Source organism: Saccharothrix tamanrassetensis, assembly GCF_014203665.1.
Taxonomy (GTDB): Bacteria; Actinomycetota; Actinomycetes; order Mycobacteriales; family Pseudonocardiaceae; genus Actinosynnema; species Actinosynnema tamanrassetense.
The window spans coordinates 64,920-90,744 of the sequence record NZ_JACHJN010000003.1; the positions used below are offsets into that span (position 1 = coordinate 64,920).

The window sequence follows — 25,825 nt, forward strand, 5'->3', positions numbered from 1 at the left end:
CGCACCAGGCCCGGGCGACCGGTCGGCTCAGCACTGCTGCTTGTAGAAGTACTTCTCGTTGGCGTCCATGTCGTCCTTGGTGAGCGCGACCAGGTCCGTCTCGATGTCGCGCTCGGCCGTGCCGCCTTCCAGCGCCGCGACGGCCTGCTCCACCCCGGTCCTGCCGATGGTGGCCGGGTCCTGCGCGATCAGGGCCTGCACCGCGCCCGCGCGCAGGTCCTGCACCTGCTTGGGGCTCGCGTCGAAGCCCACCAGGTTCACCGCGCCGGTCCTGCCTGCGTTGCGCAGGCCGGTCGCCGCGCCCTCACCGGTGTTCAGGTTCGTCGCGAAGACGCCGATCAGGTCGGGGTTCGCGGCCAGCGTCGCGGTGAGCTTGGACGCGGCCTGGTCCGGCTCGTTGTCGGTGTACTGCTGGCCGACGTACTTCAGGTTCGGGAACTTCTTGATCTCGTCCTCGAAACCCTTGGCGCGGGCGTCCGTGGTGGAGGTCCCGGCCTTGGTGTTGAGCACCAGCACCGAGCCGGGCTTCTCGCCGACCAGCTTCGCCAGGGTCCGCGCGGCCAGCTGTCCGCCCTGCTCGTTGTTCGACGACACGGTGGACACCGCGATGGACGTGTCCTCCAGCTTGGTGTCCACCTCCACCACCTTGATGCCGGCGTCCTTGAGCTGCTTCATCGGCCCGGCCATGGCCTTGTCGTCGGTCGGCGCGATCAGCACCGCGCCCGGCTTGTTCGCCAGCACGCCGGTCACGATCGGCGTCTGCAGGGTCGAGTCGAACTTCGCGGGGGCCTGGACGTCCACCTCGTAGCCCTTGGCCTTGGCCGCCTCGCGGAAGCCGCACTCCATCGAGATGTAGAACGGTTCGGCCGCGACACCGGGGATCAGCACCATCTTCTTGTTGTCGCCGGTGCCCCCGGTGTCGCCGATCTGCCCTCCCCCGCCGCACGCGGTCAGCAGCAGGGCCGCCCCGAGCAGGGCAACTGTCCTCGTTGACATGTTCTCCCGCACCTTTCGCCTAGCGTTGATTGCGCGCCCTTCGTCGTGACTGGTCGAACCACACCGCCGCCACCAGCACGATGGCCACCGCGATCGGCTGCCAGTACACGTTCACGCCGACGATCACGAAACCCTTGCGCAGCACGGCGGGGATGAACACGCCCAGCACCGTGCCGACGATCGAGCCCGCGCCACCGAACAGGCTGGTGCCGCCGAGCACTACGCCCGCGATGGCGTTGAGGTTGTCCGTGTCGTGCCCGGTGATGGACGCGACCCGGAAGTAGGCCAGGGCCATGAACCCCGCCAACCCGGCCAGCGTGCCGGCCAGCAGGTAGACCTTGACCAGGTGGCCGGTCACCGCGATGCCGACCCGCCGCGCGGCCTCCTCGTTCGAGCCGATCGCGTAGGTGTAGCGGCCGAACCGGGTGGTCGCCAGCACCAGCGCCCCGATCCCGGTGACCACGGCCGCCAGCAGGACGAGGTTGGGGATGCCGAACCACGTCCCCGTGCCGAGGTTGTCGCTCAGCACGTCGGGCACGCCGCTCACGTTGGAACCGTTGGAGATCAGCTGCCCCGCGCCCAACGCCGCACCGAACGAGCCGAGGGTCACGATCAGCGGCGGGATCCCGGTCTTCGCCACCAGCAGGCCGTTCAACAGGCCCCACGCCGCCCCGCTGACCAACGCCACGACCAGTCCGACGAGGACGGTGCCCCAGCCCGCATCGGTGGCGTTGCCGTCGTTCATCGCGTTCATGGTCATCGCCGACGTGACCCCGGAGAACACCAGCACCGAACCCACCGACAGGTCGATCCCGGACGTGATGATCACGTACGTCATGCCGACCGACAGCACCAGCAGCACCGACGTCTCGACCAGCGTCGTCTGCAAGGTGAACGTCGTCAGGACCGCATCCGGCCGGATGGCGCCGAACACCGCGATGAGCACCAGCAGCACCAGCGCGATCCACAACGTGTTCGCGCTGAACAGCCGCTTGGCCAGGGTCCGCTCCCGGACGTCCGAGGTCATGCGTCCTCCTGCGACAGGGCACCGGTCATCGCACCGACCAACTCCTCCACCGTCGTGTCGGCGGCCCGGAACCGCGCCACCCGGCGACCGAGCCGCAGCACCTCCACCCGGTCCGACACGGCCAGCACCTCGGGCATGTTGTGGCTGATCAGCACCACCGCCATGCCCTGGTCCCGCACGCGCTTGATCACGTCCAGGACGCGTTCCCGCTGCACCACACCGAGGGCGGCGGTCGGCTCGTCCATGAAGACCAGCTTGCTGGCCCACACCACGCTCCGGGCCACGGCCACGCTCTGCCGCTGCCCACCGGACAGCGACCCGATCGGCACGTCCACGCTCTGCAGCGTCACGCCGAGATCACCGAACGACGACGTGGCCAGCCGGCGCATCTCCTTCTTGTCCAGCACGCCCAACCAGCCCAGGACCCCGGGCTTGCGCAGTTCCCGGCCCAGGAACAGGTTCGCCGCCGGGTCCAGGTCCGGCGCCACGGCCAGGTCCTGGTACACCGTCTCGATCCCCAGCGCCCGCGCGGCCGTCGGGGTGGGCAGGGAGATCGTCCGGCCGTCGAACGAGATGGTGCCCGAGTCCGGCTGCTCGGCCCCGGACAGGCACTTCACCAGCGTCGACTTGCCCGCCCCGTTGTCGCCGATCAGCGACACCACCTCGCCCGCGTACGCGGTGAACGAAGCACCCCGCAGCGCCTCCACGCTGCCGTAGTGCTTCACCAGGTCGCGAGCGTCCAGCAGGGGTTCGGCCATGTCAGCTCCCGAGGCTCGACGGCAACGGCGGCCTGCACCGGACGGCGACCAGGTCGCCGGTCAGCACGCTCTCGCCGGCCGCGTGCGGCACGACGACCGTGCTCCCCCGGTGCAACGGCAGGGAATCCAGCGTGCCGGAGCCCTCCAGCACCACGAGCACCGCGAACGACGGCTCCAGCGCCCGCGTACCGGACACGTGCAGGCGGTCGGCCCGGAAGAACGGGTCGGCCTTGGCGCGCAACAGGTTCACCGACGGCGCCACCCGCGGGCCGGTGCGGGTGAGCAGGTCTTCGACGTGCTTGGCCCGCAGGTCGACGCATCCCAGCGCCGTCTCCTGCCCGAGGCCGAGGTGCCAGGCGTCCGGGTCCGACAGGAAACCCCGCCACTCCAACGTCACCGAGAAGTCCGTCGGCTGCTGGAGTTCGACGATGAACACGCCCTCGCCGATGGCGTGCGGCACGCCGGCGGGCACGAAGATCGTGTCACCCGGCTTGACCACCACCGGGTTGAGCGCGTCGAGCATGGCCGCCGAGTCCTGTGCGGTCACCCACCCGGAGATGTCCGACGGGGGCACGTCGTCGCGGAAGCCGATGTACACCGTGGGATCGGGGCCGGACGTGCCGACCACGATCCACGCCTCGGTCTTGCCGTGCCGACCGGACAGGTGCTCGGCCGCGAACGCGTTCGACGGGTGGCAGTGCACCGGCAGCCGCTGCCCCGCGTCGAGCAGCTTCACCAGCAGCGCGGTGTCCGCGCCGAACTCGGCCACGTGCGCCGGACCCAGCCACGGCACCGGATCGGCGCGCACCGCGTCCCGCAGCCACCGCCCGTCCGGCAGCCTGGTCAGGCCCGCCTCGTCCTGCCCGAACAGGGTGGTGGTCGAGGCCACCCAGTCCTCGGGACCGTAGTCCGCCTCGGGATCGCCCCGCAGCGCCGCGATCGCCGCGCCACCCCGGTAGAACTGCTCGGGCTGGTTGGCCGGCAGCGCGATCGGCTGGTTGCTCACGCACGAACCTCCCCTGATCCTCGTGCCACCAACCGCACCGGCAGCACCACGCGGCGCGGCGGCGAGCCGTCGCCGTCCAAGCGGGCGTACAGCAGGTCCGCCGCCGCCTTGCCCAGCGCGCTCGCGTCGTGCGCGATCACGCTCACCGGCGGTGACAGCAGGTCCGCCAGCTCGAAGTCGTCGAACCCCACCAGGGCCGGTCTCGACGCGGCACCGGCCAAGGCGCGCAACGCGTGCACGGTGATCCGGTTGTTGCCGGTCACCACCGCCGTTGCCGGGTCGGCGCCGCGCCGCAAGCGGTGCAACGCCTCGCGCACCGACACCTCGTCGTGCGGGCCCATCACCACCAGCGACTCGTGGAACCCGATACCCGCCCGCGCACAGCCCTCGCGGTAGCCGCGCAGGCGTTCGTTGGCGGTGAAGATGTCCGGTGCGTCACCGAGGAACGCGATCCGCCGGTGCCCGAACGAGGCCAGGTGCAGCACGGCCTCGGTGGTGCCGCCGACGTTGTCCACCAGCACGGTGTCCGCGACCACGTCACCGGCCGGGCGGTCCAGGAACACCACCGGCGTCCCCGCGCGCATCTCCGGCACCAGGTACCCGTGCTGGAGCCCGGCCGGCACGATGAGCAGCCCGTCGACCCGGCGCGAGCAGAACTCCAGCGCCAGTTCGCGTTCCCGGACCGGGTCCTCGTCCGACGAGCCGGTGATGACCTGCCGCCCCCGCAGCCGGGAGATCTCCTCCACGGCCCGCGTCACGCCCGAGTAGAACGGGTTGCCCACGTCCTCCAGCACCAGGCCGACCGTGCCGGTGGACGAACCGCGGCGCAGGTTGCGCGCGCTGAGGTTGCGCCGGAAGCCCAGCTGGTCGATCGCCGCGAGCACCCGTTCGGCGGTCGCCGGGTGCACCCCCGCCTCGTCGTTCACCACGCGCGAGACCGTCTTGATGCTGACACCCGCCAGCCGCGCCACGTCGTTCATGGTGGCGCGTCGCACCTTGCGGGCACCGGCGGCGCCGTCCGGGGACAACGTTGTCATAGTCGCCGAATCACACACCCGGGACCGGGTGATGTCAATGTCCCGCGCTGTCTCGAACGAGACAACACCCGGACACAGTCTTGACGGCACCTCCGCACTCTCCGCAAGTATGCAGTTACGAGAAGTGGTGGACAGCGTTGTCACCGAGGAGGGCTCGTGAAGGCAGCACTGGCGACGGCGGCGGTCGTCGCACTGGCACTGGTCCAACCGGTCGCGGCGCAGGCCCGATCGGATGACCTGGCGCGCTGGGTGAACCCGTTCGTCGGCACCCAACCGGGCGGCCCCGACCACGGCACCGGTGGCGGCGCGGGCAACAACTTCCCCGGCGCGGACGTGCCGTTCGGCATGGTGCAGTGGAGCCCGGACACGGTGACCCGGCAGCACGGCGGCTACTCCTACCAGGACAACCGGATCAAGGGCTTCAGCCTCACCCACCTGTCCGGCGCGGGTTGCTCGACGTACCAGGACATCCCGATCATGCCGTTCGTCGGCGAGGTGACCACCTCGCCCGCCGCCGACCCGAACCGGTACGTCGCGACCTTCTCGCACGCCAAGGAGTCCGCCACGCCCGGCTACTACGGCGTGGCGCTGGACAGCGGCGCGGAGGTCGAGCTCAGCGTGACCCAGCGGACCGGCGTCGGCCGCCTCGCCTACCCCGGCGGGGCCACGTCCACGCTGCTGGTCAACACCTCCGGTTCGATCTCGGGCACCGACGACGCCGAGATCACCATCGGCACGGACTCGCTCAGCGGGTGGGCCACCAGCGGCCGGTTCTGCGGCGCGGACCACCGCTACCGGGTGTACTTCCACGCCCGGTTCGACCAGCCGTTCGCGTCCGTCGGCACGTGGAAGAACGGCGCGGTCACGCCGGGCAGGACCAGCGAACGGGGCGGCTCGCCGCGCCGGGAGTCGGGTGACGCGCGCAAGACCCTCGCCGCGCAGAACGAGCAGCGCCCGATCGCCACCCAGGACACCACGGTGTCCGGACCGGGCAGCGGTGGCTACGTGACGTTCGACGACCCGGACGTGACCATGCGCGTCGGCCTGTCGTTCGTCTCGGTCGACGGCGCGAAGAAGAACCTCGATGCGGAGAACACCGGCAAGTCGTTCGACACCATCCACACCGCCGCCCGCAAGGCGTGGAACGACCGGCTCAACCAGGTCAAGGTGACCGGCGGCACGGACGCCCAGCGCACCACCTTCTACACGGCGCTCTACCACTCCCTGTTGCAGCCCAACGTCTTCTCCGACGTGGACGGTCGCTACCCGGGTTTCGACGGCCGCGTCCACACGGTGGAGCAAGGCCACGCGATCTACACGAACTTCTCCGGCTGGGACGTCTACCGCTCGGAGATGCAGCTGCTTTCCCTGTTAGCGCCGAAAGAATCGTCGGACATGGTGCGGTCCATGGTGGCGTTCGCCGAACAGGGCGGCTCGTGGGACCGCTGGACCGTGGCGAACGGCTACACGGGCGTGATGGTCGGCGACCCGTACCACGTGATGGTGTCCAGCGCGTATGCGTTCGGGGCGAGGGACTTCGACGCGAACAAGGCGCTGCTGCTGATGCTGCGCGGCGCGACCCAGCCCACCCAGGGCTACGAGGAACGACCGGGCCTCGAGGAGTACCAGGAACTGGGCTACGTCCCGGTGGCCTCGCAGGGCGTGTGGGGAGCGCCCGCGACCACCCTGGAGTACACCACCGCGGACTTCTCCATCGCCGAGCTGGCCCGCCGCCTCGGCGACGGCGCGACCTGGCAGACGTTCATGAAGCGCGCCCAGTACTGGCAGAACGTGTTCAACCCGGCCACCGGCTACACCCAGGCCCGCAACCGGGACGGGTCGTTCGTGGAGCCGTTCACCCCCGGCAACCCGGACAACTGGGTGGAGGGCAACGCGGCCCAGTACACCTGGATGGTGCCCTACAACGCCCGTGGCCTGTTCACCGCGATGGGTGGCGACGCGAAGGTCCGCGACCGGCTGGACTTCTTCTTCACCAAGCTCAACGCCGGACCCGACGAGCCGCACGCGTTCCTCGGCAACGAGCCGATCATGCACACCCTCTGGCTCTACAACTGGGCCGGCGCCCCGAGCAAGACCCAGGACGTGGTCCGCCGGGCGGTGGACCAGCTGTTCGGTCCGGGCCCCGACGGGTTGATGGGCAACGACGACCTCGGGCAGATGTCCTCGTGGTACGTGTGGGCGGCGATGGGCATGTACCCGGTGATCCCCGGTCGTGCGGAACTCGTCGTCAACAGCCCGCTGTTCGAGGAGGTGACCATCACCCGGCCGAACGGCGAGCCGATCGTGATCAAGGCCTCCGGCGCGGGCAAGTACGTCTCCGGCCTGAAGCTGAACGGCCGGGCGCAGACCCGGACGTGGCTGCCCGAGTCACTCGTGGCCAACGGCGGCACGGTCGAGTTCGGGCTGTCCGCCGAGCCGACGGCGTGGGGTACCGGTCCGGCCGACGCGCCGCCGTCGTTCCGCGAGGGCGAGGTCGGCCAGCAGGGCTTCATCGAGCCCGGTCGGCTGGTGCTGCCCGCCGGCGCATCGGGCACCGTGACGATCGGGGCGCAGGACTTCTCCGGCAAGGGCGGCAAGGTGACGTGGAACGCCCAGCCGCCCAACGGGATCACGCTCACACCGGTGCAGGGGGAGATCACCGTCCCGGCGGGGGAGAAGGTCGGTCAACGGGTGCAGGTCGACGTCGCCCCGACCGCTGCGGAGCAGACGCACCGGATCCCGATCGCGTTCTCCAACGGGCAGCGCAGCACGATCTCCGTGCTGGTGGCGGATCCGGGCAGCCTGCGCGCGGCGTTCAACAACGTCGGCACCTCGCCCGACGACAACCAGGCGATCGGCAACTTCGACGGGCAGGGCTGGAGCTACTCGCGCGAGGCGCTGGGGGAGGAGGGATTGCTGCCCGGCGCGACGGTGACGCAGGACGGCATCACCTACACCTGGCCGAAGTCACCGGTCGGGGAGCCGGACAACGCCACCAGCACCGGCCAGACCGTGACGGTCGACGCCACCGGCACGAAGCTCGGCCTGTTGGGCAGCGGCGGGGGCGGCAAGGCGTCCGGCACGCTCACCGTCACCTACGCCGACGGCACCACGCAGACCGCGGACGTCGGCTTCTCCGACTGGGCGTTGGGCGGCAACTCGTCCACACCGCCGTCGTTCGGCAACCGGGTCGTCGCCGAGACGGCGTACCGCAACAACGCCGGCGGAACGCCGCAGGAACTCGCCGTGTTCGTCTTCGCGACCGCGCCGATCGCGTTGCAGCCCAAGCAGGTGCGGTCGGTGACCTTGCCCGCGTCGGTCACCGGCGGCACGTTCCACGTCTTCGCGATCGGTGTGGGTTAGGGCGTGGCGGGTCGACGGCGCTAGGAGCGCAGCATCGTCTCGTGCAGTTCGCGCATCGCGGGGCCGGTGGTGATGCCGTACTCGGTGACCAGTCGGCGGTTGAGCTGCCGGAAGGTCTCCAACGCGTCCGCGGTGTGCCCGCTGCGGTAGTGCGCGAGCATCAGCAGCCCGTGCAGCGACTCGCGGACCGGGTGCTCGTCCGCCAGCCGGGCGAGCACCGGCACGAGGTCGCGGTGCTTGCCCAGCCTCAGCTCGATCTCGGCCCGCATCTCCTGGGCGGCCAGCAGCTCCTGCTCCAGCACACCGCCCACGCGCAGGCGCACCGACTCGTAGGGGATGTCCGCCAGCGGCGCACCCCGCCACAGCGCCAGCGCCCCCCGCAGGACGTCCGCCGCCTCCGGGTCGGGCAGGGTGCGGGCCCTCTCCACCTCGCGGCGGAACCGGAACACGTCCACCTGATCGGGGTCCACCTGCAACAGGTAGCCGGGGCCGCGCGTCACCAGCCGGACGTCCGGCAGCACGTGCAGCGACCGCCGCAGGGACACCACCAGGCCCTGCACGGCGTTGCGCGCGGTGACCGGCACCTCGTCTCCCCAGAACAATCGAATGATCCGTTCCACCGGCACCACTCGATCGGCTTCCAAAATCAGCACAGCCAGTAGCGCGCGTATCCGAGGACCACCCAATGGAATTACCTGGTGGTTTTTCCACGCCTGTACTTCGCCCAGCACCGTGAAGTTCACCGCTGCTCCCCGCAATCTGCCCGTACCGGTCGTCAAGCACAGAATCAGTCCTTCTTAAGAGCTTTCCCCGACACTGTGCCGGTCGTTACCGCAACTATTGGGAGAAGACCCGATGAGGCGAATCACGGTGAGTCTGCTGACCGGCGCTCTGGCGGTGCTCGCACTGCTCGTGGCACCCTCCGGTGCGTCCGCCGAGCCCCTGCACATCCGCTCCGCGGCTGAGCAGGGGCTCTCCTCCGCGCCGCGCGAGACCTACTACTTCCGCAACGACCACAGCGGGAAGTGCCTGGACGTCTACGGCTGGTCCACGGCCGACGGCGGCGAGATCGTCCAGTGGAACTGCCACTACGGCAACAACCAGCTGTTCGAGGGCATCTACCACGGTGACGGCTCCTACTCGCTGAAGAGCGTGCACAGCGGCAAGTGCATCGACCTCTACGGCTGGTCGAACGACACCGGCGCCAAGATCGTGCAGTGGGACTGCCACTTCGGCAACAACCAGCGTTGGATCCCGACCTGGTACGAGGAGACCGCCAGCATCCGGCTCCTGAGCAAGCACAGCGGCAAGGCGCTGGAGGTCCACGGCTGGTCGCGGGAGGACGGCGCCAAGGCCGTGCAGTGGGACTGGCACGGCGGGGCCAACCAGCGCTGGTACTGACCCGGACGTGTGCGGCTGCCCCTGCCCGGGTGGCCGCACACCGCTCGCCGGAATATGGTGGAGTCGTGTTCCGCCGCCTACTGGTTCTGCCGGTATTGGCCGCTATGGTGATACCCGTGACGGCGGACGCGCGGACGGACCCAGTGGCGTCGGTGAACACGTTCATCGGCAGCAAGGACGACGGGAACACGTTCCCCGGCGCGGCCGTGCCGTTCGGAATGGCCCATTCCAGCCCGATCGGCGCGCATTACGCCGGATGGCGTTACGACGACCCGGCGATCCGCGGGTTCGGGCACTTCTTCCTGTCCGGGGCGGGGTGCGGCGAGCAGGGCGGGCTGGTGTCGATCCTGCCCACCACCGGGCTGCCGGCCGTGTTCGACCACCGGCGGTACGGCGTGGCCTACTCGCACGAGGGCGAGGTCGGTCGGCCCGGCTACTTCCGGGTCCGGCTCGGGTCCGGGATCACCGTGGAGAGCACGGCCACCACGCGGACGGGCGTCGAGCGGTTCACGTTCCCGGACGGGGCGGTCCCGCACGTGCTGGTGAACGTGGGCCAGGCCAACGACAAGGAGCCGGTGTCGGGCAGCAGCGTCCGGGTCGTGGACGACCGGACGTTGGCGGGGACCGTGACGGCGCAGGCGTTCTGCGGCGGTCGGCCGTACACGACTTACTTCACGACGACGTTCGACCGGCCGTTCGTGCGGACCGGCAACTGGGGCGGGGCCGAGGGCGGGGAAGGGCTGCGGGGGCAGTGGGTGACGTTCGCCGAAGGGCCGGTCACCGCGATGACGGCGATTTCGCACGTCGACGCGCGGGGAGCGGCCGGGAATCTGGCGGAGGCCCGGGGGAAGTCGTTCGACGAGTTGCGGGCGGCGGCGCAGAAGTTGTGGGCGCGGGAACTGGGGTCTGTGGAGGTGGATGCGGTCGGTGACGACCGTGTCGTCTTCTACACGGCGCTCTACCACGTGCTGCTGCAACCGTTGACGGGCAACGACGTCGACGGGCGCTATCGCGGGTTCGACGACGAGGTCCACACCGCGGACGGCTGGACCTACTACGAGTACTACTCGCTGTGGGACACCTATCGGGCGCACAACCAGCTGTTGGCGTTGCTCCGGCCGGATCGGGCGAAGGACGTTGCCCGGTCGGTGTTGGCCATCCACGAGCAGGGTGGGTGGCTGCCCCGGTGGGCGTACGCGAACCAGGAGACGAACACGATGACCGGGGATCCGGTCACGCCGTTCCTGGTGGACCTGTGGCGGTTCGGCGCGTTGCAAGGGCTTGAGGACCGGGCCTATGCGGCGTTGATCCAGAACGCCACGGAGGTGCCGCCGGCGGCGTCGCAGTTCGAGGGGCGGGTGGGGAACCCGTCGTACCTGGCGAACGGGTTCGTGCAGTTCGACAAGAACTTCCCCAAGAAGGGCCAGGACGTCGATCCGCACCACGGGGCGTCGGCGACGCTGGAATACGCGTTGGCGGACAGCTCGTTGTCGATCATGGCGCAGGCGCTGGGGCACGAGGGGGATGCGGTCGCGCTGCGGCAGCGGGGGCTCAACTACCGGGTGCTGTGGGACGACTCGGTGGGCGACCGGGGCTTCACCGGGTTCCCCCGTCCCAAGCTCGCGGACGGGAAGTGGTTGCAGCCGTTCACGCCGCAGGGGCAGGACGGGTTCCACGAGGGGACCGCCTGGCAGTACCAGTGGTTGGTGCAGCAGGACGTGCCCGGACTGGTGGAGCGGATGGGCGGCGCGGAACGGGCAGCGGCCCGGTTGGACGACTTCTTCGCTTACGCCGACTTGGTGGCGGATCCGGCGAGGACCGTGCGTGAGAAGTGGGTTGTGGGGCCGTATGACTACTACGACCAGTTCCGCTACAACCCGAACAACGAGCCGGATCTCCACGCGCCGTGGATGTACACGTTGGTCGGTCAGCCGTGGAAGACCTCAGCGGTGGTGCGGGCGGCTCAGACGCTGTTCGTGAACGCCCCCAACGGGGTCACCGGGAACGACGACCTGGGCACGATGTCGGCTTGGTACGTGTTCAGCGCGTTGGGGTTCTACCCGGTGACGCCGGGGACCGGGCAGTTCGTGCTGCACGCGCCTCGGTTCGGGCGTGCGGTGGTCCACTTGGAGTCCGGTCGGGACATCGAGATTTCCGCGGCTGGTGATGTGGTTCGTAGTGACGCGGCTGGTAGTGACGCGGTTGGTGATGGCGTGGCTGCCGATGGCGTGGCCGGCGACGGGGAGGTCAAGCTCCGGTACGTCAAAGGTGTGGAGCTGGGCGGGGTGCCGCACGAGCGGGTGTGGGTGGACTACGAAGCGCTGGTGGGCGGGGCGCGGTTGGTGTTCGAGTTGACGGAAGATCCGGGCGAGGCGACGTGGGGAACGCGGCCCGGAGATGCGCCGCCGTCGCTCTACGCGGGCGGTTGAGCGCGTAGAGCGACAGCACGTTCGTCGAAGGTAGCGACGATTGTTCACTTTCGTCGAACGAATCCCCGAGTTCGACTGTCGCGCCGACAGTCGGCGTCTACGGTCCAGCCATGACAGGGGCGCGCATACCAGCCGTCGTGGTCGCGGACATCCGCAAGCACTACGGTGACTTGAAAGCGGTGGACGGTGTTTCGTTCACCGTCGCCGAGGGGGAGTTCTTCGGCATCCTCGGGCCGAACGGGGCGGGCAAGACCACCACCCTGGAGATCGTGGAGGGCCTGCGCAAGGCCGACTCGGGCGCCGTGACGCTGCTCGGCGAGAACCCGTGGCCGCGCAACACGAAGCTGCTGCCCAGGATCGGCGTGCAGCTCCAGGCGTCCAGCTTCTTCGAGAAGCTGACGGCCAAGGAGCAGTTGCAGACGTTCGGCTCGCTCTACGGCGTGACCGCCGCGAAGGCCGTCGACATGCTGGAGCTGGTCGGCCTGACCGACAAGGCCGACGTGCAGGAGAACAAGCTGTCCGGCGGCCAGCGGCAGCGGCTGTCCATCGCCTGCGCCCTGGTCCACGACCCGGACATCGTCTTCCTGGACGAGCCGACCGCGGCGCTGGACCCCCAGGCGCGGCGCAACCTGTGGGACGTGCTGCGGGCCATCCAGGCGCGCGGGAAGACGATCGTGTACACCACGCACTACCTGGACGAGGCTGAAATCCTGTGTGATCGCGTGGCGATCATGGACAAGGGGCGGATCCTCGCCATGGACGCGCCGGCGACGTTGGTCCGGGGGCTGGACGCACCGACCCACGTGGTGTTGCAGAAGGGCACCCTGGCGCCGGCGGACGCGAGGGCGATCGACGGGGTCGAGCAGGCGCAGGAGGACGAGGTCTCGCTGACCATCTCCACCCGCAAGCCGGCACCGGTGCTGTCGGCGTTGGCCGAACGCGGCACCTTGGACGGGTTGCAGGTGCGGACGGCCACTTTGGAGGACGTGTTCCTCGACCTCACCGGACGGGAGTACCGGGCATGACCGCGTTCAAGAGCCTGTCCGCGGCCATGATCAAGGGTTTCCTCCGCGACCGGATGACGCTGTTCTTCGCGTTCGTCTTCCCGTTGATGTTCCTGGTCGTCTTCGGGTTGCTGTTCCGTGACGCGAGCGACGACAAGACGAAGATCGCGGTGGTGGGTGACGGGCCGGTGGTCGCGGCCCTGGACAAGACCGGTGCCTTGGAGCTGGAGAAGTACGACAACGCCGAGGTGGCCCGGCAGAAGGTCCACGACGGGGACCTGCCGGCGTTGGTGGTGGCGGGCGGCAGCGGCGTCGAGCTGACGTTCGCGGCGAGCGACCAGGTCAAGGCGCAGACCGTGATCGGCATCGTGTCCGGGGTGGTGGACAGGATCAACCTCGCGGAGAGCGGGGTGCCGCCGGCGTTCACGTTGGAGGCGAAGCCGGTGGAGGACGCTTCGCTGAAGCCGATCCAGTACCTGACGCCGGGCATCCTGTCCTGGGCGGTGTCGATCTCGGGTGTGTTCGGCGCGGCGCTGACGTTGGTGTCGTGGCGGAAGAAGCAGGTGCTGCGCCGGATCCGGCTCGCGCCGGTGGGCCCCACGGCGGTGCTGAGCTCGCGTGTGCTGGTGAGCGTGGGCACGGCGGTGGCGCAGGGTGTGATGTTCGTGGCGGTGGCGTTGACGCCCCCGTTCGGGCTGCAGCTGACCGGGCAGTGGTGGCTGGCCCTGCCGTTGCTGGTGCTGGGGACCACCGCGTTCTTCGCGGTCGGGATGCTGGTCGGCGCGTTCTGCCGGACGGAGGAAGCGGCGAGTGGGGCGGCGAACCTGATCGTCATGCCGATGGCGTTCTTGTCGGGGACGTTCTTCCCGGTGGAGAACGCGCCCGGGTGGCTTCAGGCGGTGTCGAACATCTTCCCGTTGCGGCACATGAACGACGGGATGTTGGACGTGCTGGTGCGGGGTAAGGGTATCGAGGCGTTGGTGGTGCCTTCGGCGGTGTTGATCGGGTTCACCTTGGTGGTGGGGTTCATCGCTGCTCGGGTGTTCCGGTGGGAGGACTAGGCGGGCCTGTGTGAAGGGCGTCCTCGCCGGGTGGGTGGGGTGGGTGTGCGAGGGGGTGGACCCGGGATGGGGGTGAGCGGGGTCACTGAGCACAATGGGGGCATGCTTAGCAGCCCCGTTGGTCGTTTTCGTCTCTTCGCGCTGGCTGAGGCCGTGTCCTGGGCAGGGTTGTTGATCGGCATGTTCTTCAAGTACGTGCTGGTCAACAACGAGGTCGGGGTGAAGATCTTCGGCCCCGTGCACGGCGTGATCTTCGTGGGGTACGTGTTGGTCACGCTGATGGTTGCCCATCGGTGGGACCGGAAGACGACGGTGTGGGCCTTGCTGGCGAGCATTCCGCCGTTCGGGACCGTCGTGTTCGAGCGGTGGGCGCAGAAGAACGGGAAGCTCGACTCGGGTCGGACGGCGAGCGACTGAAGGCCTCCACCTGACGGGCGGGAGTCGATGTCGGGGAACCCGTAGTTGTCCACAGTGGACAGGCCGGTGGTGGCTGTGGTCACTACCTCACGCAGGTCGTGCGGCGTGGCTTGCCGGGTGGGGTGGCGTCGAGTGGGTGCAGGCGGCGGGATCAGTCTTCGAAGTCGCCCACTGCTCGGCGGACCTTGGCCAGCAGCTCGGTCAGTTGCTCGGTCTGGCGGTCGGTGAGGCCGCGCAGGCCGAAGTCCACCTGTGTCACCGCTTCCGTCGCGGCCTCGCGGCGGGTGTGGCCGGCTTCGGTGATCTCGACCAGGGTGGTGCGGCGGTCGGTCGGGTGGGGGTTGCGGCGCACCAGGCCGTCCGCCTCCAGGCGGTCCACGATGTTGGTGACGCTGGTGGGGTGCAGTTGGAGGCGTTCGCCCATCACCCTCATCGGCAGGCTGCCGGTCCGGGCGAAGGTGAGCAGCACCAGTGCCTCGAAGCGGGCGAAGGTCAGGCCGTGGGGTTTCAGGGCGGCGTCCACGGCGGACTGGATGATCTGCTGTACTCGCATGACGCTGGTGACCGCCGCCATCGCCGTCGACGGTCCGATCCGCTTCTCCCACAGCTCGGCGGCGCGCGCGATGGGGTCGAACGGGAGCGGCTGGGACGTCATGCCGCCGAAGCTACCAGTGGGTACCCGGCTAACAGGAGGCAGCAGTGCTCGTCGCGTTCAGTGTCAGCCCGCTCGGCGGGGAGTCCGACAGCGTGGCCGCGGCCGTCGCCGAGGCGGTGCGGGTGGTCCGGGAGTCCGGGTTGCCCAACGAGACCAACGCCATGTTCACGCTGGTCGAAGGCGAGTGGGACGAGGTGATGGCGGTGGTGAAGAAGGCGACCGAGGTCGTGCAGGCCACCGCGCCCCGGGTCGGCCTGGTGATCAAGGCGGACATCCGGCCCGGCTACACGGGGCAGCTGCGGGCCAAGGTGGAACGGGTCGAGGAGCACCTCGCCGGCGGGGAACAAGTCGGCTCTGGCGAATAGTCGGAAGTCCTACTAATTTGGCGACCATGTCACCCCGAGACCTGTGGTTGCGCTTCGAGACCTACCACGACGTCACGTACTTCACGCCCGAGTCCCGCGCGGCCACCGACGAACTCGGGTGCAAGGGCGGCTGGATGGGCTACTTCGGCATGAGGGCCGCACCGCTCGGTGCCGCCGCGCCGGAGACCGTGACCGCCGCGTTCTACAGCTTCCACCACCGGATGGTGTCCCGGGCGCTGCCCGACGCCTGGGAGGTCGCGTCGCCGTCGGCGTTCCTGGAGGCGCGACTGCGCGGGGTGGACGGGGCTCTGCGGCGGATGCTGCCCACCCCGGACGTGGCGGAGGCGGCCGGACTGGCGGTCCGGGCGGCTGCCGCCATCCCGCTGCCGGGGCGGGTGCTGGGGGCGGCCAACGCCGCCCTGCCGCTGCCGGAGGAGCCCCACCTGGCGCTCTGGCAGGCGTGCACGACCCTGCGCGAGCACCGCGGGGACGGGCACGTCGCGGCGCTGGTCGCGGCCGGGCTGTCGCCGTGCGAGACGTTGGTGCTGTACGGGGCGGACAAGGGGCTGGACGCCGGCTACCTGAGGGTCGCTCGCGGGTGGGGCGAGGACGAGTGGCGGGAAGCCGAGGAGTCGTTGACCTCGCGCGGGCTCTACGACGACGGGCTGACCCCGGCGGGGCGGGAACTGCGGGTCGACGTCGAGCGGCGGACCGATGAAGCCGCTGCTCGGCCGTGGGAGGTCGTCGGGCCGGCGGGCACCGCGCGGTTCCTGGAGCTGATGACGCCGATCGCCCTGTCGCTGGGCCGGCAGAACGACGCCATGCGCACCAACCCCATGGCCATCGACCCCGTGCGCGAACTGTCCGCCTGACCGGTCGCGGCCGGGTCCGGGACTCGTGCCAGGATGGAACGGTGACAAGGCCAGACCCTCGCAAGACCGCAGCACTGTCCGCCGCGCTGTCCGGGGCGGTCGACCTCGGTGCGCTGAAGGCGCGGGCCGACGCGGCCCGCCAACGCTCCGCCGCGCCGCCGCCGAGCGCGCCCGGGGCCTCCGACGCGGGCCCCAGCCCGTGGGTGCTCGACGTCACCGAGGCGACGTTCCAATCGGTGGTCGAGCGCTCGCTGGACATCCCGGTCGTGGTCGAGCTGACCGCGTCCTGGAGCCCGGAGGCGGGGCAGCTGTCCCCGATCCTGGAACGCGCCGCCCGCGCCGGAGGCGGAGCCTGGATCCTGGCTCGCGTCGACCTCGACGCGAGTCCGCGGGTGGGCCAGGCGTTCGGCGTGCAGTCCGTGCCCACCGTGGTGGCGGTGGCGGCCGGGCAGCCGGTGGACGCCTTCGCCGGGCCGTTGCCGGAGGCCGAGTTCGCCCAGTGGATCAACCGGCTGCTGGACGCCCTGCGCGACCGGCTGCCGGGGATCAAGGCCGCCGAGGCAGCGGCCGGGGGCGCCGCCGTCGAAGTGCCGGAGGACCCCAGGTTCGTCGCCGCCGAGGAGGCGTTCGAGCAGGGCGACTTCGCCGCCGCCGAGGCCGCCTACGAGGCGATCCTGGCCGCCGAGCCGGGCAACGCCGAGGCCAAGGCCGCGCTCGCCCAGGTCCGGTTCACCGCACGGGCGGAGAGCCTGACGCCGGACGTGGTGGCCGCCGCCGACGCCGACCCGGAGAACGTGGACGCCCAGCTGGCGGCCGCCGACGCGGAGTTGGCCGGGCAGGACGTGGAGGCCGCGTTCAAGCGCCTGGTGGACACCGTGCGCCGGGTGTTCGGCGAGGACCGGGACAAGGTGCGCGAGCACCTGGTCGGGTTGTTCGAGCTGTTCCCGCCGGACGACGAGCGGGTCGCCAAGGCTCGGCGGAACCTGGCCAGCGCGTTGTTCTGACGCCGGTGTGCCGAAGCCCGAGGCGGATGCGCGAGCACGGCCTCGGGCTTGTGGCGCGGTACGGGTCAGGCGGGCGGTACGGGTCAGGCGTGGTACGGGTCAGGCGTGGTGCGAGTAGGGCGCGGTGCTCCGCTTCCGGGTGTGGGGCTCGCGGATGTGAGGGCTCGCGCGTGAGGGCGTGCGGTGGCCTCAGGCCCCGTACTTGCGAGTGCAGAGGCCGGAGCCCTCGTAGAAGCCGTCGCGGAAGGCTTCCACCCGGGCGAAGCCCGAGGGCACCACGGTGCCGTTCACGTCGGCCGCGATGAGGCTCTTGTCGGCCAGCAGTTCCGCCACCGCCTCGTCCAGGTCGCCGGACGACAGCTTGAGCTTGGGCTTGTCCGATGCCTCGGTGGTGGTGCCCGCCCACGCGCCGGTCAGGCACGCGGTGCGCAGACCCGCCGCCGGGCCCTCCAGGCCGTAGCCGGTCGCCTTCTGGATGGACAGCGAGAACCGGGACGCGATCTCGGCGAACGCCGCGAAGTCGCCGATGCCGCCCTTCTGGCCGCGTTTCGGCGGGGTGCCGATCTTCACCAGGTCGGGCAGGTCGATGGAGATCGTGTTGGTGGCCGGGCAGTACGCCGCCGGGGACGTCTCCTTGGCGTCCGGGCAGGACGCCCCGCCTTGCTCGAACGTCGGCGGCGTGGCCCCGCTCTGGTTGTACGCGCTGCGCAGGCTCTCCTCCAGCAGGTCCAGGTAGCGGCGGTCGTCCACCTTCAGGTTGCCCTTGCCCTGGCCGGTGTCGACGTCCTGCGAGTCGAACTTCTGCTGCGTGATGCGGCCCTTGATCTCCTGCTCGTCGATCTCCGCGCAGCGCTTCGGGTCGCCCGCGAAGCCGAACTGGAACGCCGCCACCCGGTCGAACGCGCTGCCGTGCGCGCCCTGCTTCTCGGCGGACGTGCCGGCCGCGTCCCGGATGAAGAACATGGTGGCGAGGACCTGGTTCAGGCCCGGACCGGTCGAGATGCGGAAGTGCTCGGACTTGCCCTCCGCCACCCAGCGGAAGAAGTTGCCCGCGTAGCAGTCCGCCTGCTGCTCCTTGATGATCGACGGGGTGGCCTGCGTCACGCCACCCGCCTCGCCGAGCTTGTACTGCACGGCGTGGCCCATCTCGTGCGCCAGCACGGTCACCACCGCCATCGGGCCGAAGGCGTCGTCGAGCATCGGCAGCAGCTCGCCCCGGTCCCACGCGATGCTGTCGTCCAGCGAGCAGTAGAACGCGTTGGCGACGCCCTTGGTGTTGGTGCGGCAGATCTCCACGCCGGCGCCGTTGGAGTCGTAGGAGACCAGCCGCTTCACCGGCTCGAACTTCTTGCCGTCGAAGTTCTTCGGCAGCTGCTCGCCCCAGTACTCCTCCACGTCGGCGAGCGTGTTGATGGCCAGCCGGTCCATCTCGCCGCCGTCGCCGTTCTCCACCCGGAGGTCCGCGTCCGGCACGCCCGGCTTCGGCCCGCTCTCGCCGGTGGTGATCTCCAGCCCGGACACCTTCGACACGTCCGGGCGCTCGGCTCGCGCCAGCCCGTCCACCGCCTGCGTGCACGCGCCGGTCAACGCTGCGACCGCGACGAGCGCCGCGACCGTGAACACCCGTCGAGCCATGCCAAGCCCCATCCCGATCCGTGCGGTCCGGCCCGCACCCTACTTGGCGGATCGGCCCCGTGGGACCGGAACTAGCCGAGCCCGCAGGCCTTGACGCCCTCGAAGACGCCGCTGCGGAACACGTCCACCCGCTGGAACCCGGGGTCGAGGGCGGACTTGCCGGCCGCGTCACGGGCCGCGTAGTCGTAGCCGAGCAGCACCTGCACGGCCTCGTCCAGGTCGCCGGGGGACAGGCCGAAGCCCTGCTGCCGGGTGAAGACCTCGCGGGTGTACGCGCCGGCCAGGCACAGCGCGTTGGTGGCCGCGTCCGGGCCCTCGACGCTCTTGCCCACGGTGGACAGCGCGGCCAGGCCGTAGCGGGACGCCAGCAGCACGCCGGTCGCGTAGTCGCCGATCTCGGCGTGCAGCTCGGGCAGGTCCTGGGCGACCTCGATCTCCACCGACTTGTCCTCGGGGCAGAACGCCACCGGCCCCTGGTCGCCCGAGCACTTCGGCTCGTCCTGGGTCGGGGTGGCCTTGGGCGGGGTCCACGTCTTGCCCTTGGTGGCGACCAGCGCCGCGTAGTACTTGTTGAGATCGTCGGTGATGGCGGTCAGCATCTCGTCGAACGGCAGGTTGCCGCCCCGGTCGCGGTCGTCCATGCTGGTGAACGCCTGCTGCGTGAACGGCCGGTTCTCCACCGTCATCGCGCCGCAGAACTTGGTGCCCTGCTGGTAGCCGTCCTGGAACGCGGACACCCGGTCGAACGCGTTGCCGTGCGCGGACTGGTCGTCGGGGGACGTGCCGACCGGGTCGCGGAACTTGATCAGCGCGCCCAGCGCCGAGTCCAGCGTGTCGGTGCCGATGTCCAGGTGCTCGGACCGGCCGTCGTTGACCCACTTGACGAAGCTGCCGGCGAAGCAGTCGGCCATCGCCTCGGTGAGGATCGTCGGGTACTTCTGCGGTTCGCGCCGCTCGGCCTCGGGCGTGATGCCCATCCGGCGCTGCACGGCGTGCCCCATCTCGTGCGCCAGCACGATGACCACGGCGGCGTCGCCGAACTTGTCCTTGAGCACCGGCAGCAGGGCGGCGCGGTCCCAGGCGATGGCGTCGGCGCTGGGGCAGTAGAACGCGTTGCCCTCCACGTCGCTGGCCTTCTCCGTGCAGGGCGGCGGCTTGGCCGACGGGTCGGAGGTGTCGACGGAGTAGAAGCCGCCCTCCAGCGGTCGCCACTTCTCGCCGAACGTGTCCGGGAAGGCGTCCTCCCAGAACTTGTCGACGTCGGTGATCGCGGTGGCCGCGAGCCGGTCGATCCCGCCGCCGTCGGTGCCCTTGATGAAGCCCGGGTCGGTACCTTCCTTGGTCACGACCTTGCCCGCCACGGGGCGTCCGTCGACCAACTGGGTGCACCCCGAGGCCACGAGTGCCACCGCCACCAGCAGGACCAGCCGAGCCGAAGGATGCCGCATCGGACCATTGTGCCGCCTCCGGACCCCTCAGGGGTCGTTGTCAGCACTTCGTGCGCGGTCCGTCAGCGGTCCCACGGATCGTGCGGGCATGGACATCCTGATCTCCGGCGCGAGCGTGGCAGGTCCCGCCGTCGCGCTCTGGCTCAACCGGTACGGCCACCGGACGACCGTGGTGGAGCGTTCCCCGGTGTTGCGGGACGGCGGGTTCGGCGTCGACTTCCGCGGCGAGGCGCACCTGACCGTGCTGCGGCGCATGGGCATCCTGGACGAGGTGCACCGCCATGCCACCGGCATGGGCGCGCAGGTGGTGGTGGACGGGGAGGGGCGGGAGTTGGCGCGACTGCCCGCCGACGCCTTCAGCGGTGCCGTGGAGATCCGACGCGGCGACCTGTCCCGACTCATGTGGGAACGGACCCGGGACCGCTCGGAGTACATCTTCGGTGACACGATCACGTCCTTGACGGAAACTCGGAGTGGCGTGGACGTGACGTTCCGCAAGTCCGCTCCGCGGACGTTCGACCTCGTCGTCGGAGCGGACGGACTGCACTCGGTGGTGCGGCGGCTGGCGTTCGGCCCGGAGGAGCGGTACCTGACCTACCTCGGCCACCACATCGCGGGCGTGGAACTCGCCGGCAACCCGTTCGGCCTGGACCGCACCGGTCTGATCTACACCGAGCCCAACCGGGGCGTGCTGGTCAACCCGACCAGTGCGACGTTCATCTTCCCCGCCCCCGCGCCCCTGGACCGCGACGACGCCCACCGCGTGCTGGCCGAGGTGTTCGGTGACGCCGGCTGGGAGGTGCCGCGCCTGCTGAAGCAGCTGACGCGGGCCGAGGACCTGTACTTCGACTCGATCAGCCGGGTCGACGTCGGCCGCTGGTCGTCCGGCCGGATCGTGCTGCTCGGCGACGCGGCGTACGGGGCGACCGTGGGCGGCCTGGGCACGGGCGCGGCGATGGTCGGGGCGTACGTGCTGGCCGGCGAGCTGGCGACGGCCCGTGACGACTACGTGGTGGCGTTCAGCGCTTACGAGTCCGAGCTGCGCCGGTACGTCGAGGGCGGGCAGAAGCTCGCGGCGGGGGCGGGGAAGTTCATGGCGCCGCCGACGGAGGCCAAGATCCGTCAGCGCAATCGGATGTACCGGGTGCTTAACTCGCGGCTGCTGTCCGGCTTCTTCGCCAAGATGACGGTCCGCGCGGCGAATGCGATCAGGCCCAAGGACTACGCCCAGATCCTTGCCGCATAGATCTCTTTCTCTTGTCTTCGAAGCCGTTGTTGTTGGTGTTTTCGCTTTTGGCTGCACGTCTGGGCGCGAGTCGATCAGCTGGGCGGGTTGCTCGGCGGGCGGCGTGGCGCGCGCACACCGGTCCCCTGGCAACTTTTCTTGACGGAGTAATATGGTCATTTTTCGTCGTGTTCCGACTGCATCCAAGACCTGCGTGCTTTTGGAGCGCTTCGAGTCCGTGGTCCCTCTTCTGCCGTCAAGCTCCGTAGACCATTTTGAAAAGCTTTCGAGCTCTTGTTCTCGCTTCGCGTGTGGGGTGGGCCAGGCGCTTGGGCTGGGGCGGACGCACGCTGGGGTGGGCCTTGGGCTCGGGGCTGGAGGGGGTCCGGCGTGGGGATTGGGAGTGGGCGGGGCTGAGGGATGGCGTGTGGCGGACAGGGTTGTGGGGCCGGGTGTCCGGGGGTCTGTGTCCAGGTTGGTCGGTGGCCGAACGTGGTGGGACGGGTTCGTTGACTTCGGTGTCGGACGGGCGTTAGCCTGCCAATCGTAAACAACCTTTACGATTCTACTCCCGAGCCGCCGCCCCGGACCGTGAGGAGAACCCGTGCGCCGAGTCGCACCGCTGGCCTCGGTGGCTGTGCTCGCTCTGCTCGCACAGCCGTTGACCGCTGCCAGCGCACCCGCCGATTCCCTTCTCTCCCAAGGTAAACCCGTCACCGTGTCCTCCGCGGAGGACACCGGCCTGGCCGGCCAGTTCGCGGTCGACGGCCGTGCCGACACCCGTTGGGCCAGCGCGCCCGGCATCGATCCGCAGTGGTTGGCGGTGGACCTCGGCGGCACGGCGGAGGTGCACCAGGTCATCGTGCGCTGGGAAGCCGCGTACGCCACCAAGTACAAGGTCCAGCTGTCCGCGAACGGTTCGTCGTGGACCGACATCAGCAGTCGCGCCACCGGCGACGGGGAGACCGACACCCACGGTGGTCTCAACGGGACCGGTCGCTACCTGCGAATCCTCGGTACCGAACGAGCCACCGAGTGGGGCTACTCGCTCTGGGAGTTGGAGGTCTACGGGGTCCGTGCCGGTGGTGACGTCACACCGCCGTCCGTGCCCGCCGGGCTCCGGGTCACCGGCACGACCTCCAGCAGTGCGTCGCTGACCTGGACCGCCGCCACGGACAACGTCGGTGTCGCCGGCTACGACATCCTGCGCAACGGCGTGGTGGTCGGGACCGCCTCGGGCACCGCGTACACCGACAACGGCCTCGCTCCGAGCACCGGCTACGACTACACCGTCCGTGCCAAGGACTCCGCCGGCAACACATCCGGACCCAGCAACCAGGTCCGGGCCACGACGGGCGCGGGTTCGGGGTCGTTCGTGATCGCGGCGGCGGGGGACATCGCCGAGCAGTGCACGGAGAGCAGTTCCTCCTGCGTGCATCCGAAGACCGCGCGGTTGGTCGAGCAGATGAACCCGGTCGCGGTGATCACCATGGGGGACAACCAGTACGACGACGCCCACCTGTCGGACTTCCGCAACTACTACGACAAGACCTGGGGTCGGTTCAAGGCCAAGACCAAGCCGACGCCGGGCAACCACGAGACGTACTCCAGCCCGCCGCTGGCCGGGTACAAGGGCTACTTCGGCTCGATCGCCACGCCGAACGGCAAGACCTACTACTCCTGGGACCAGGGCAACTGGCACTTCGTCGCCCTCGACTCCAACGAGTCGAGCAAGCCGGGCTCGGAGCAGGCCGAGTGGCTCAAGCGCGACCTGGCGGCCAACAAGAAGGGCTGTGTGGCCGCGTACTTCCACCACCCGCGCTGGAGTTCCGGCTCGCACGGCCACAACACCAGCAGCGCCGGGCTCTGGGAGACGTTGGTGGCCAACAAGACCGACCTCGTGCTGGGCGGTCACGACCACCACTACGAGCGGTTCAAGCCGCTGAACGCCAGTGGCAAGGCCGATCCGAACGGAACCCGGTCGGTGATCGGCGGTGGCGGTGGCGCCTCGCTCTACAAGGTGTCCGCCGACCCTGCCATCACCGAGTTCGCCAAGTCCGTGCACGGCGTGCTGAAGCTGACCCTGACCGACAGCACCTACTCGTGGCAGTTGGTGGGTCTGGACGGGAAGGCGATCGACAGCACCCCGACCTACACCTGCCACTGATGTACATCGCGACCGCGCGGCAGGCACCTGCCGAGGTCCGGGGACGCGGCCGGGTCGCGGGCAACGTGCTCGCGCTCGGTCTCGTCTCCCTGGTCACCGACGTGTCGTCGGAGATGGTCACAGCGGTGCTGCCGCTGTACTTCGTGGTCGCGCTCGGGTTGAGCCCGTTCCAGTTCGGTCTGCTGGACGGGCTCTACTCCGGGGTGACGGCGGTGGTGCGGCTGCTCGGCGGGCACGTGGCGGACCGGTGGCAGCGGCGCAAGGCCGTGGCGCTGACGGGGTACGGGCTGTCGGCGGTGGCCAAGCTGGGACTGGTCGCGGCGGGCTCGTCGGTGGCGGCGCTGGGCGCGGTGCTCGCCGTCGACCGCACCGGCAAAGGCCTGCGGACCGCACCACGGGACGCGCTGATCTCGTTGAGCAGCACGCCGGACGTGCTGGGCCGGGCGTTCGGCGTGCACCGGGCGATGGACACCGTCGGGGCGTTCCTCGGTCCGTTAGTGGCGATGTTCGTGCTGTGGGCCAGTCTGGGCGACTACGACGCGGTGTTCGTCACCAGCTTCTGCGTGGCCGTGCTGGGCGTCGTGCTGCTGGGGTTGCTGGTGCGGGACCACCGGAACCCGCTGCCTGCGAAACCCTCATTGAAGTCGTTGTGGCGCAAACCGTTCCGGCGGATGGTCGGATGGGCCGCGCTGCTCGGCGTGGTCACCGTCGGTGACGCGTTCCTGTACCTCGTGCTGCAACAGCGGCTCGCGCTCGATGCCGTGCACTTCCCGTTGCTGGCACTGGGAACGGCGGCGGTGTACCTGCTGCTGGCCGTGCCACTGGGCCGGTTGGCCGACCGGGTCGGGCGGTGGCCGGTGTTCCTCGCCGGGCACCTCGCGCTGGCGTCGGCGTTCGGGCTGCTGCTCACCCCGTTCACGAACGTCGTCGTGATCCTGGTGTTGCACGGGGTGTTCTACGCGGCCACGGACGGCGTGCTGATGGCCGCCGCGAGTCCGTTGCTGCCGGCCGAGCTGCGCACCAGCGGGATGGCGGTGCTGCAGACCGGCCAGGCGTTGGCGAAACTGGTTTCCTCCGTCCTGTTTGGAGCGATGTGGACCCTCTGGGGAGTGTCGACGGCGATCCTGGTGTCGCTGGTCCTGCTGGCGCTCGCACTGGCCGGCGCGGCCGTCGGGCGGCCGCTGTCCTCGCGGCCCTCGTCCTGATCGCGGGGGCGACGGCGTACGTGCTGCACGCCCGCAGCCGCACGGCCGAGGCGGGCGCGGCGTGCGAGCGGCAATCGGCGAGGGGCGGCACGGTCGCCTGCCTCGCCGCGCGGCCCGGCGTGCCGCCGATGGCCGAACTGGTGGTGACCCGCGCCGGGCGGGAGCAGCGGCACGAGGTGCCCGGCATCCCGAGCAGGCTCCAGGTGTCGCCGAGCGGGCGGATGGTGTCGTGGACGGTGTTCGTGTCCGGCGACTCCTACAACACGGCCGGTTTCTCCACCCGGACCGGCATCCTGGACACCGAGACCGACGACCTGCGCAAGTCGATCGAGGACATCCCGCTGACCGTGGACGGCAAGCGCTACTTCGCGCCGGACCTCAACTTCTGGGGTGTCACGTTCGGCGCGGACGACAGCCGGTTCTACGCCACCGCCGCCAGCCGGGGCACCACCCACCTGATCGAGGCCGACTACCGGGGGTGGGAGGCCGAAGCGTTGCGGGACAACGTGGAATGCCCGTCACTGTCCCCGGACGGCACCCGGCTGGCGTTCAAGAAGCGCGTCACGCCCGGTCCGTGGCAGCTGCACGTGCTGGACCTGGCCACCATGGCCGAGACACCGCTGGCCGAGGCCCGCAGCGTCGACGACCAGGCCGTGTGGCTGGACGCCGACACCGTGGGCTACGGCTTGGCGAAGGAGCAGTGGTCGGTGCCCGCGGACGGGACGGGCGAACCGGCCCGGCTGCCCTGAC

General features: G+C 70.1%; 22 protein-coding genes. 13 read left to right on the top strand and 9 right to left on the bottom strand.

The features are described 5' to 3' along the window. Positions 1-27: 27 nt before the first annotated feature. The 5 genes from FHS29_RS09425 to FHS29_RS09445 are packed head-to-tail and all read right to left on the bottom strand — an operon-like array spanning position 28 to position 4,767. Positions 28-996, bottom strand: coding sequence for an ABC transporter substrate-binding protein (locus FHS29_RS09425; RefSeq protein ID WP_184690190.1), 969 nt, complete (start codon positions 994-996; stop codon positions 28-30). Positions 997-1,015: 19 nt separating this feature from the next. After that, on the bottom strand, positions 1,016-2,023 hold the full coding sequence (locus tag FHS29_RS09430) for an ABC transporter permease (RefSeq protein WP_184690191.1): 1,008 nt from the start codon (positions 2,021-2,023) through the stop codon (positions 1,016-1,018). After that, a complete protein-coding gene (locus FHS29_RS09435) occupies positions 2,020-2,781 on the bottom strand; it encodes an ATP-binding cassette domain-containing protein (protein WP_184690192.1) in 762 nt (253 codons plus the stop codon). Before FHS29_RS09435 ends, FHS29_RS09430 begins: the two co-directional genes overlap by 4 nt. A 1-nt stretch (position 2,782) precedes the next feature. Continuing rightward, positions 2,783-3,787 carry a class I mannose-6-phosphate isomerase gene (locus FHS29_RS09440; RefSeq protein WP_184690193.1) on the bottom strand — a complete coding sequence of 335 codons (1,005 nt, stop codon included), beginning with the start codon at positions 3,785-3,787 and terminating at the stop codon, positions 2,783-2,785. Further along, positions 3,784-4,767: a LacI family DNA-binding transcriptional regulator gene (locus FHS29_RS09445; protein WP_184690829.1), complete on the bottom strand. Its 984-nt coding sequence runs from the start codon at positions 4,765-4,767 to the stop codon at positions 3,784-3,786. Before FHS29_RS09445 ends, FHS29_RS09440 begins: the two co-directional genes overlap by 4 nt. A gap of 213 nt (positions 4,768-4,980) precedes the next feature. On the opposite strand from FHS29_RS09445, the gene FHS29_RS09450 reads away from it, so the two are divergent. Beyond that, the gene (locus FHS29_RS09450; RefSeq protein ID WP_312864840.1) at positions 4,981-8,187 is read left to right on the top strand and encodes a GH92 family glycosyl hydrolase; all 3,207 of its coding nucleotides are present in this window, start codon (positions 4,981-4,983) and stop codon (positions 8,185-8,187) included. A 20-nt stretch (positions 8,188-8,207) separates the two neighbouring features. Here FHS29_RS09450 and FHS29_RS09455 read toward each other — a convergent pair whose 3' ends face one another. Then, entirely contained in the window at positions 8,208-8,930 is a 723-nt protein-coding gene (locus tag FHS29_RS09455) for an AfsR/SARP family transcriptional regulator (RefSeq protein ID WP_312864841.1), read from the bottom strand. A 112-nt stretch (positions 8,931-9,042) separates the two neighbouring features. Between FHS29_RS09455 and FHS29_RS09460 the strand changes: the two genes are divergently transcribed. The 5 genes from FHS29_RS09460 (at position 9,043) to FHS29_RS09480 (ending at position 14,499) form a co-directional block, all read left to right on the top strand. After that, positions 9,043-9,588 (top strand): RICIN domain-containing protein, encoded by a 546-nt coding sequence (locus FHS29_RS09460; RefSeq protein ID WP_184690195.1) that lies wholly within the window; start codon positions 9,043-9,045, stop codon positions 9,586-9,588. Between the two features lie 104 nt (positions 9,589-9,692). Continuing rightward, the gene (locus tag FHS29_RS09465; RefSeq protein ID WP_184690196.1) at positions 9,693-12,017 is read left to right on the top strand and encodes a GH92 family glycosyl hydrolase; all 2,325 of its coding nucleotides are present in this window, start codon (positions 9,693-9,695) and stop codon (positions 12,015-12,017) included. A 110-nt stretch (positions 12,018-12,127) separates the two neighbouring features. Further along, positions 12,128-13,042, top strand: a complete 915-nt coding sequence (locus tag FHS29_RS09470) for an ABC transporter ATP-binding protein (protein WP_184690197.1) — start codon at positions 12,128-12,130, stop codon at positions 13,040-13,042. Beyond that, positions 13,039-14,082, top strand: a complete 1,044-nt coding sequence (locus tag FHS29_RS09475) for an ABC transporter permease (protein WP_184690198.1) — start codon at positions 13,039-13,041, stop codon at positions 14,080-14,082. Before FHS29_RS09470 ends, FHS29_RS09475 begins: the two co-directional genes overlap by 4 nt. Positions 14,083-14,235: 153 nt before the next feature. Continuing rightward, on the top strand, positions 14,236-14,499 hold the full coding sequence (locus FHS29_RS09480) for a DUF3817 domain-containing protein (RefSeq protein ID WP_376774402.1): 264 nt from the start codon (positions 14,236-14,238) through the stop codon (positions 14,497-14,499). A 151-nt stretch (positions 14,500-14,650) separates the two neighbouring features. On the opposite strand, the gene FHS29_RS09485 is transcribed toward FHS29_RS09480, so the two are convergent. Continuing rightward, positions 14,651-15,154 carry a MarR family winged helix-turn-helix transcriptional regulator gene (locus FHS29_RS09485; RefSeq protein WP_184690200.1) on the bottom strand — a complete coding sequence of 168 codons (504 nt, stop codon included), beginning with the start codon at positions 15,152-15,154 and terminating at the stop codon, positions 14,651-14,653. Positions 15,155-15,198: 44 nt separating this feature from the next. On the opposite strand from FHS29_RS09485, the gene FHS29_RS09490 reads away from it, so the two are divergent. The 3 genes from FHS29_RS09490 to FHS29_RS09500 are packed head-to-tail and all read left to right on the top strand — an operon-like array spanning position 15,199 to position 17,395. Next, complete coding sequence (locus FHS29_RS09490; protein ID WP_184690201.1) at positions 15,199-15,519, top strand: MTH1187 family thiamine-binding protein; 321 nt, start codon at positions 15,199-15,201, stop codon at positions 15,517-15,519. A gap of 26 nt (positions 15,520-15,545) precedes the next feature. Then, positions 15,546-16,391, top strand: a complete 846-nt coding sequence (locus tag FHS29_RS09495) for an SCO6745 family protein (protein WP_184690202.1) — start codon at positions 15,546-15,548, stop codon at positions 16,389-16,391. Between the two features lie 41 nt (positions 16,392-16,432). Continuing rightward, on the top strand, positions 16,433-17,395 hold the full coding sequence (locus tag FHS29_RS09500) for a tetratricopeptide repeat protein (protein ID WP_184690203.1): 963 nt from the start codon (positions 16,433-16,435) through the stop codon (positions 17,393-17,395). A gap of 189 nt (positions 17,396-17,584) precedes the next feature. On the opposite strand, the gene FHS29_RS09505 is transcribed toward FHS29_RS09500, so the two are convergent. Together FHS29_RS09505 and FHS29_RS09510 are read right to left on the bottom strand one after the other, a co-directional pair. Next, positions 17,585-19,030, bottom strand: coding sequence for a neutral zinc metallopeptidase (locus FHS29_RS09505; RefSeq protein ID WP_184690204.1), 1,446 nt, complete (start codon positions 19,028-19,030; stop codon positions 17,585-17,587). A 71-nt stretch (positions 19,031-19,101) separates the two neighbouring features. Beyond that, complete coding sequence (locus FHS29_RS09510; RefSeq protein ID WP_184690205.1) at positions 19,102-20,478, bottom strand: neutral zinc metallopeptidase; 1,377 nt, start codon at positions 20,476-20,478, stop codon at positions 19,102-19,104. An 88-nt stretch (positions 20,479-20,566) separates the two neighbouring features. Here FHS29_RS09510 and FHS29_RS09515 point away from each other — a divergent pair, with 88 nt between their 5' ends. The 4 genes from FHS29_RS09515 to FHS29_RS09530 all read left to right on the top strand — a co-directional run bounded on the left by FHS29_RS09515 (position 20,567) and on the right by FHS29_RS09530 (position 25,824). Continuing rightward, on the top strand, positions 20,567-21,724 hold the full coding sequence (locus FHS29_RS09515) for an FAD-dependent monooxygenase (RefSeq protein ID WP_184690206.1): 1,158 nt from the start codon (positions 20,567-20,569) through the stop codon (positions 21,722-21,724). 583 nt (positions 21,725-22,307) lie between these two features. Then, on the top strand, positions 22,308-23,870 hold the full coding sequence (locus FHS29_RS09520) for a discoidin domain-containing protein (RefSeq protein WP_184690207.1): 1,563 nt from the start codon (positions 22,308-22,310) through the stop codon (positions 23,868-23,870). Beyond that, positions 23,870-25,075, top strand: a complete 1,206-nt coding sequence (locus FHS29_RS09525; protein ID WP_184690208.1) for an MFS transporter — start codon at positions 23,870-23,872, stop codon at positions 25,073-25,075. Before FHS29_RS09520 ends, FHS29_RS09525 begins: the two co-directional genes overlap by 1 nt. 20 nt (positions 25,076-25,095) lie before the next feature. Further along, entirely contained in the window at positions 25,096-25,824 is a 729-nt protein-coding gene (locus FHS29_RS09530; RefSeq protein ID WP_312864842.1) for a TolB-like translocation protein, read from the top strand. The last annotated feature ends 1 nt before the right edge of the window (position 25,825 follow it).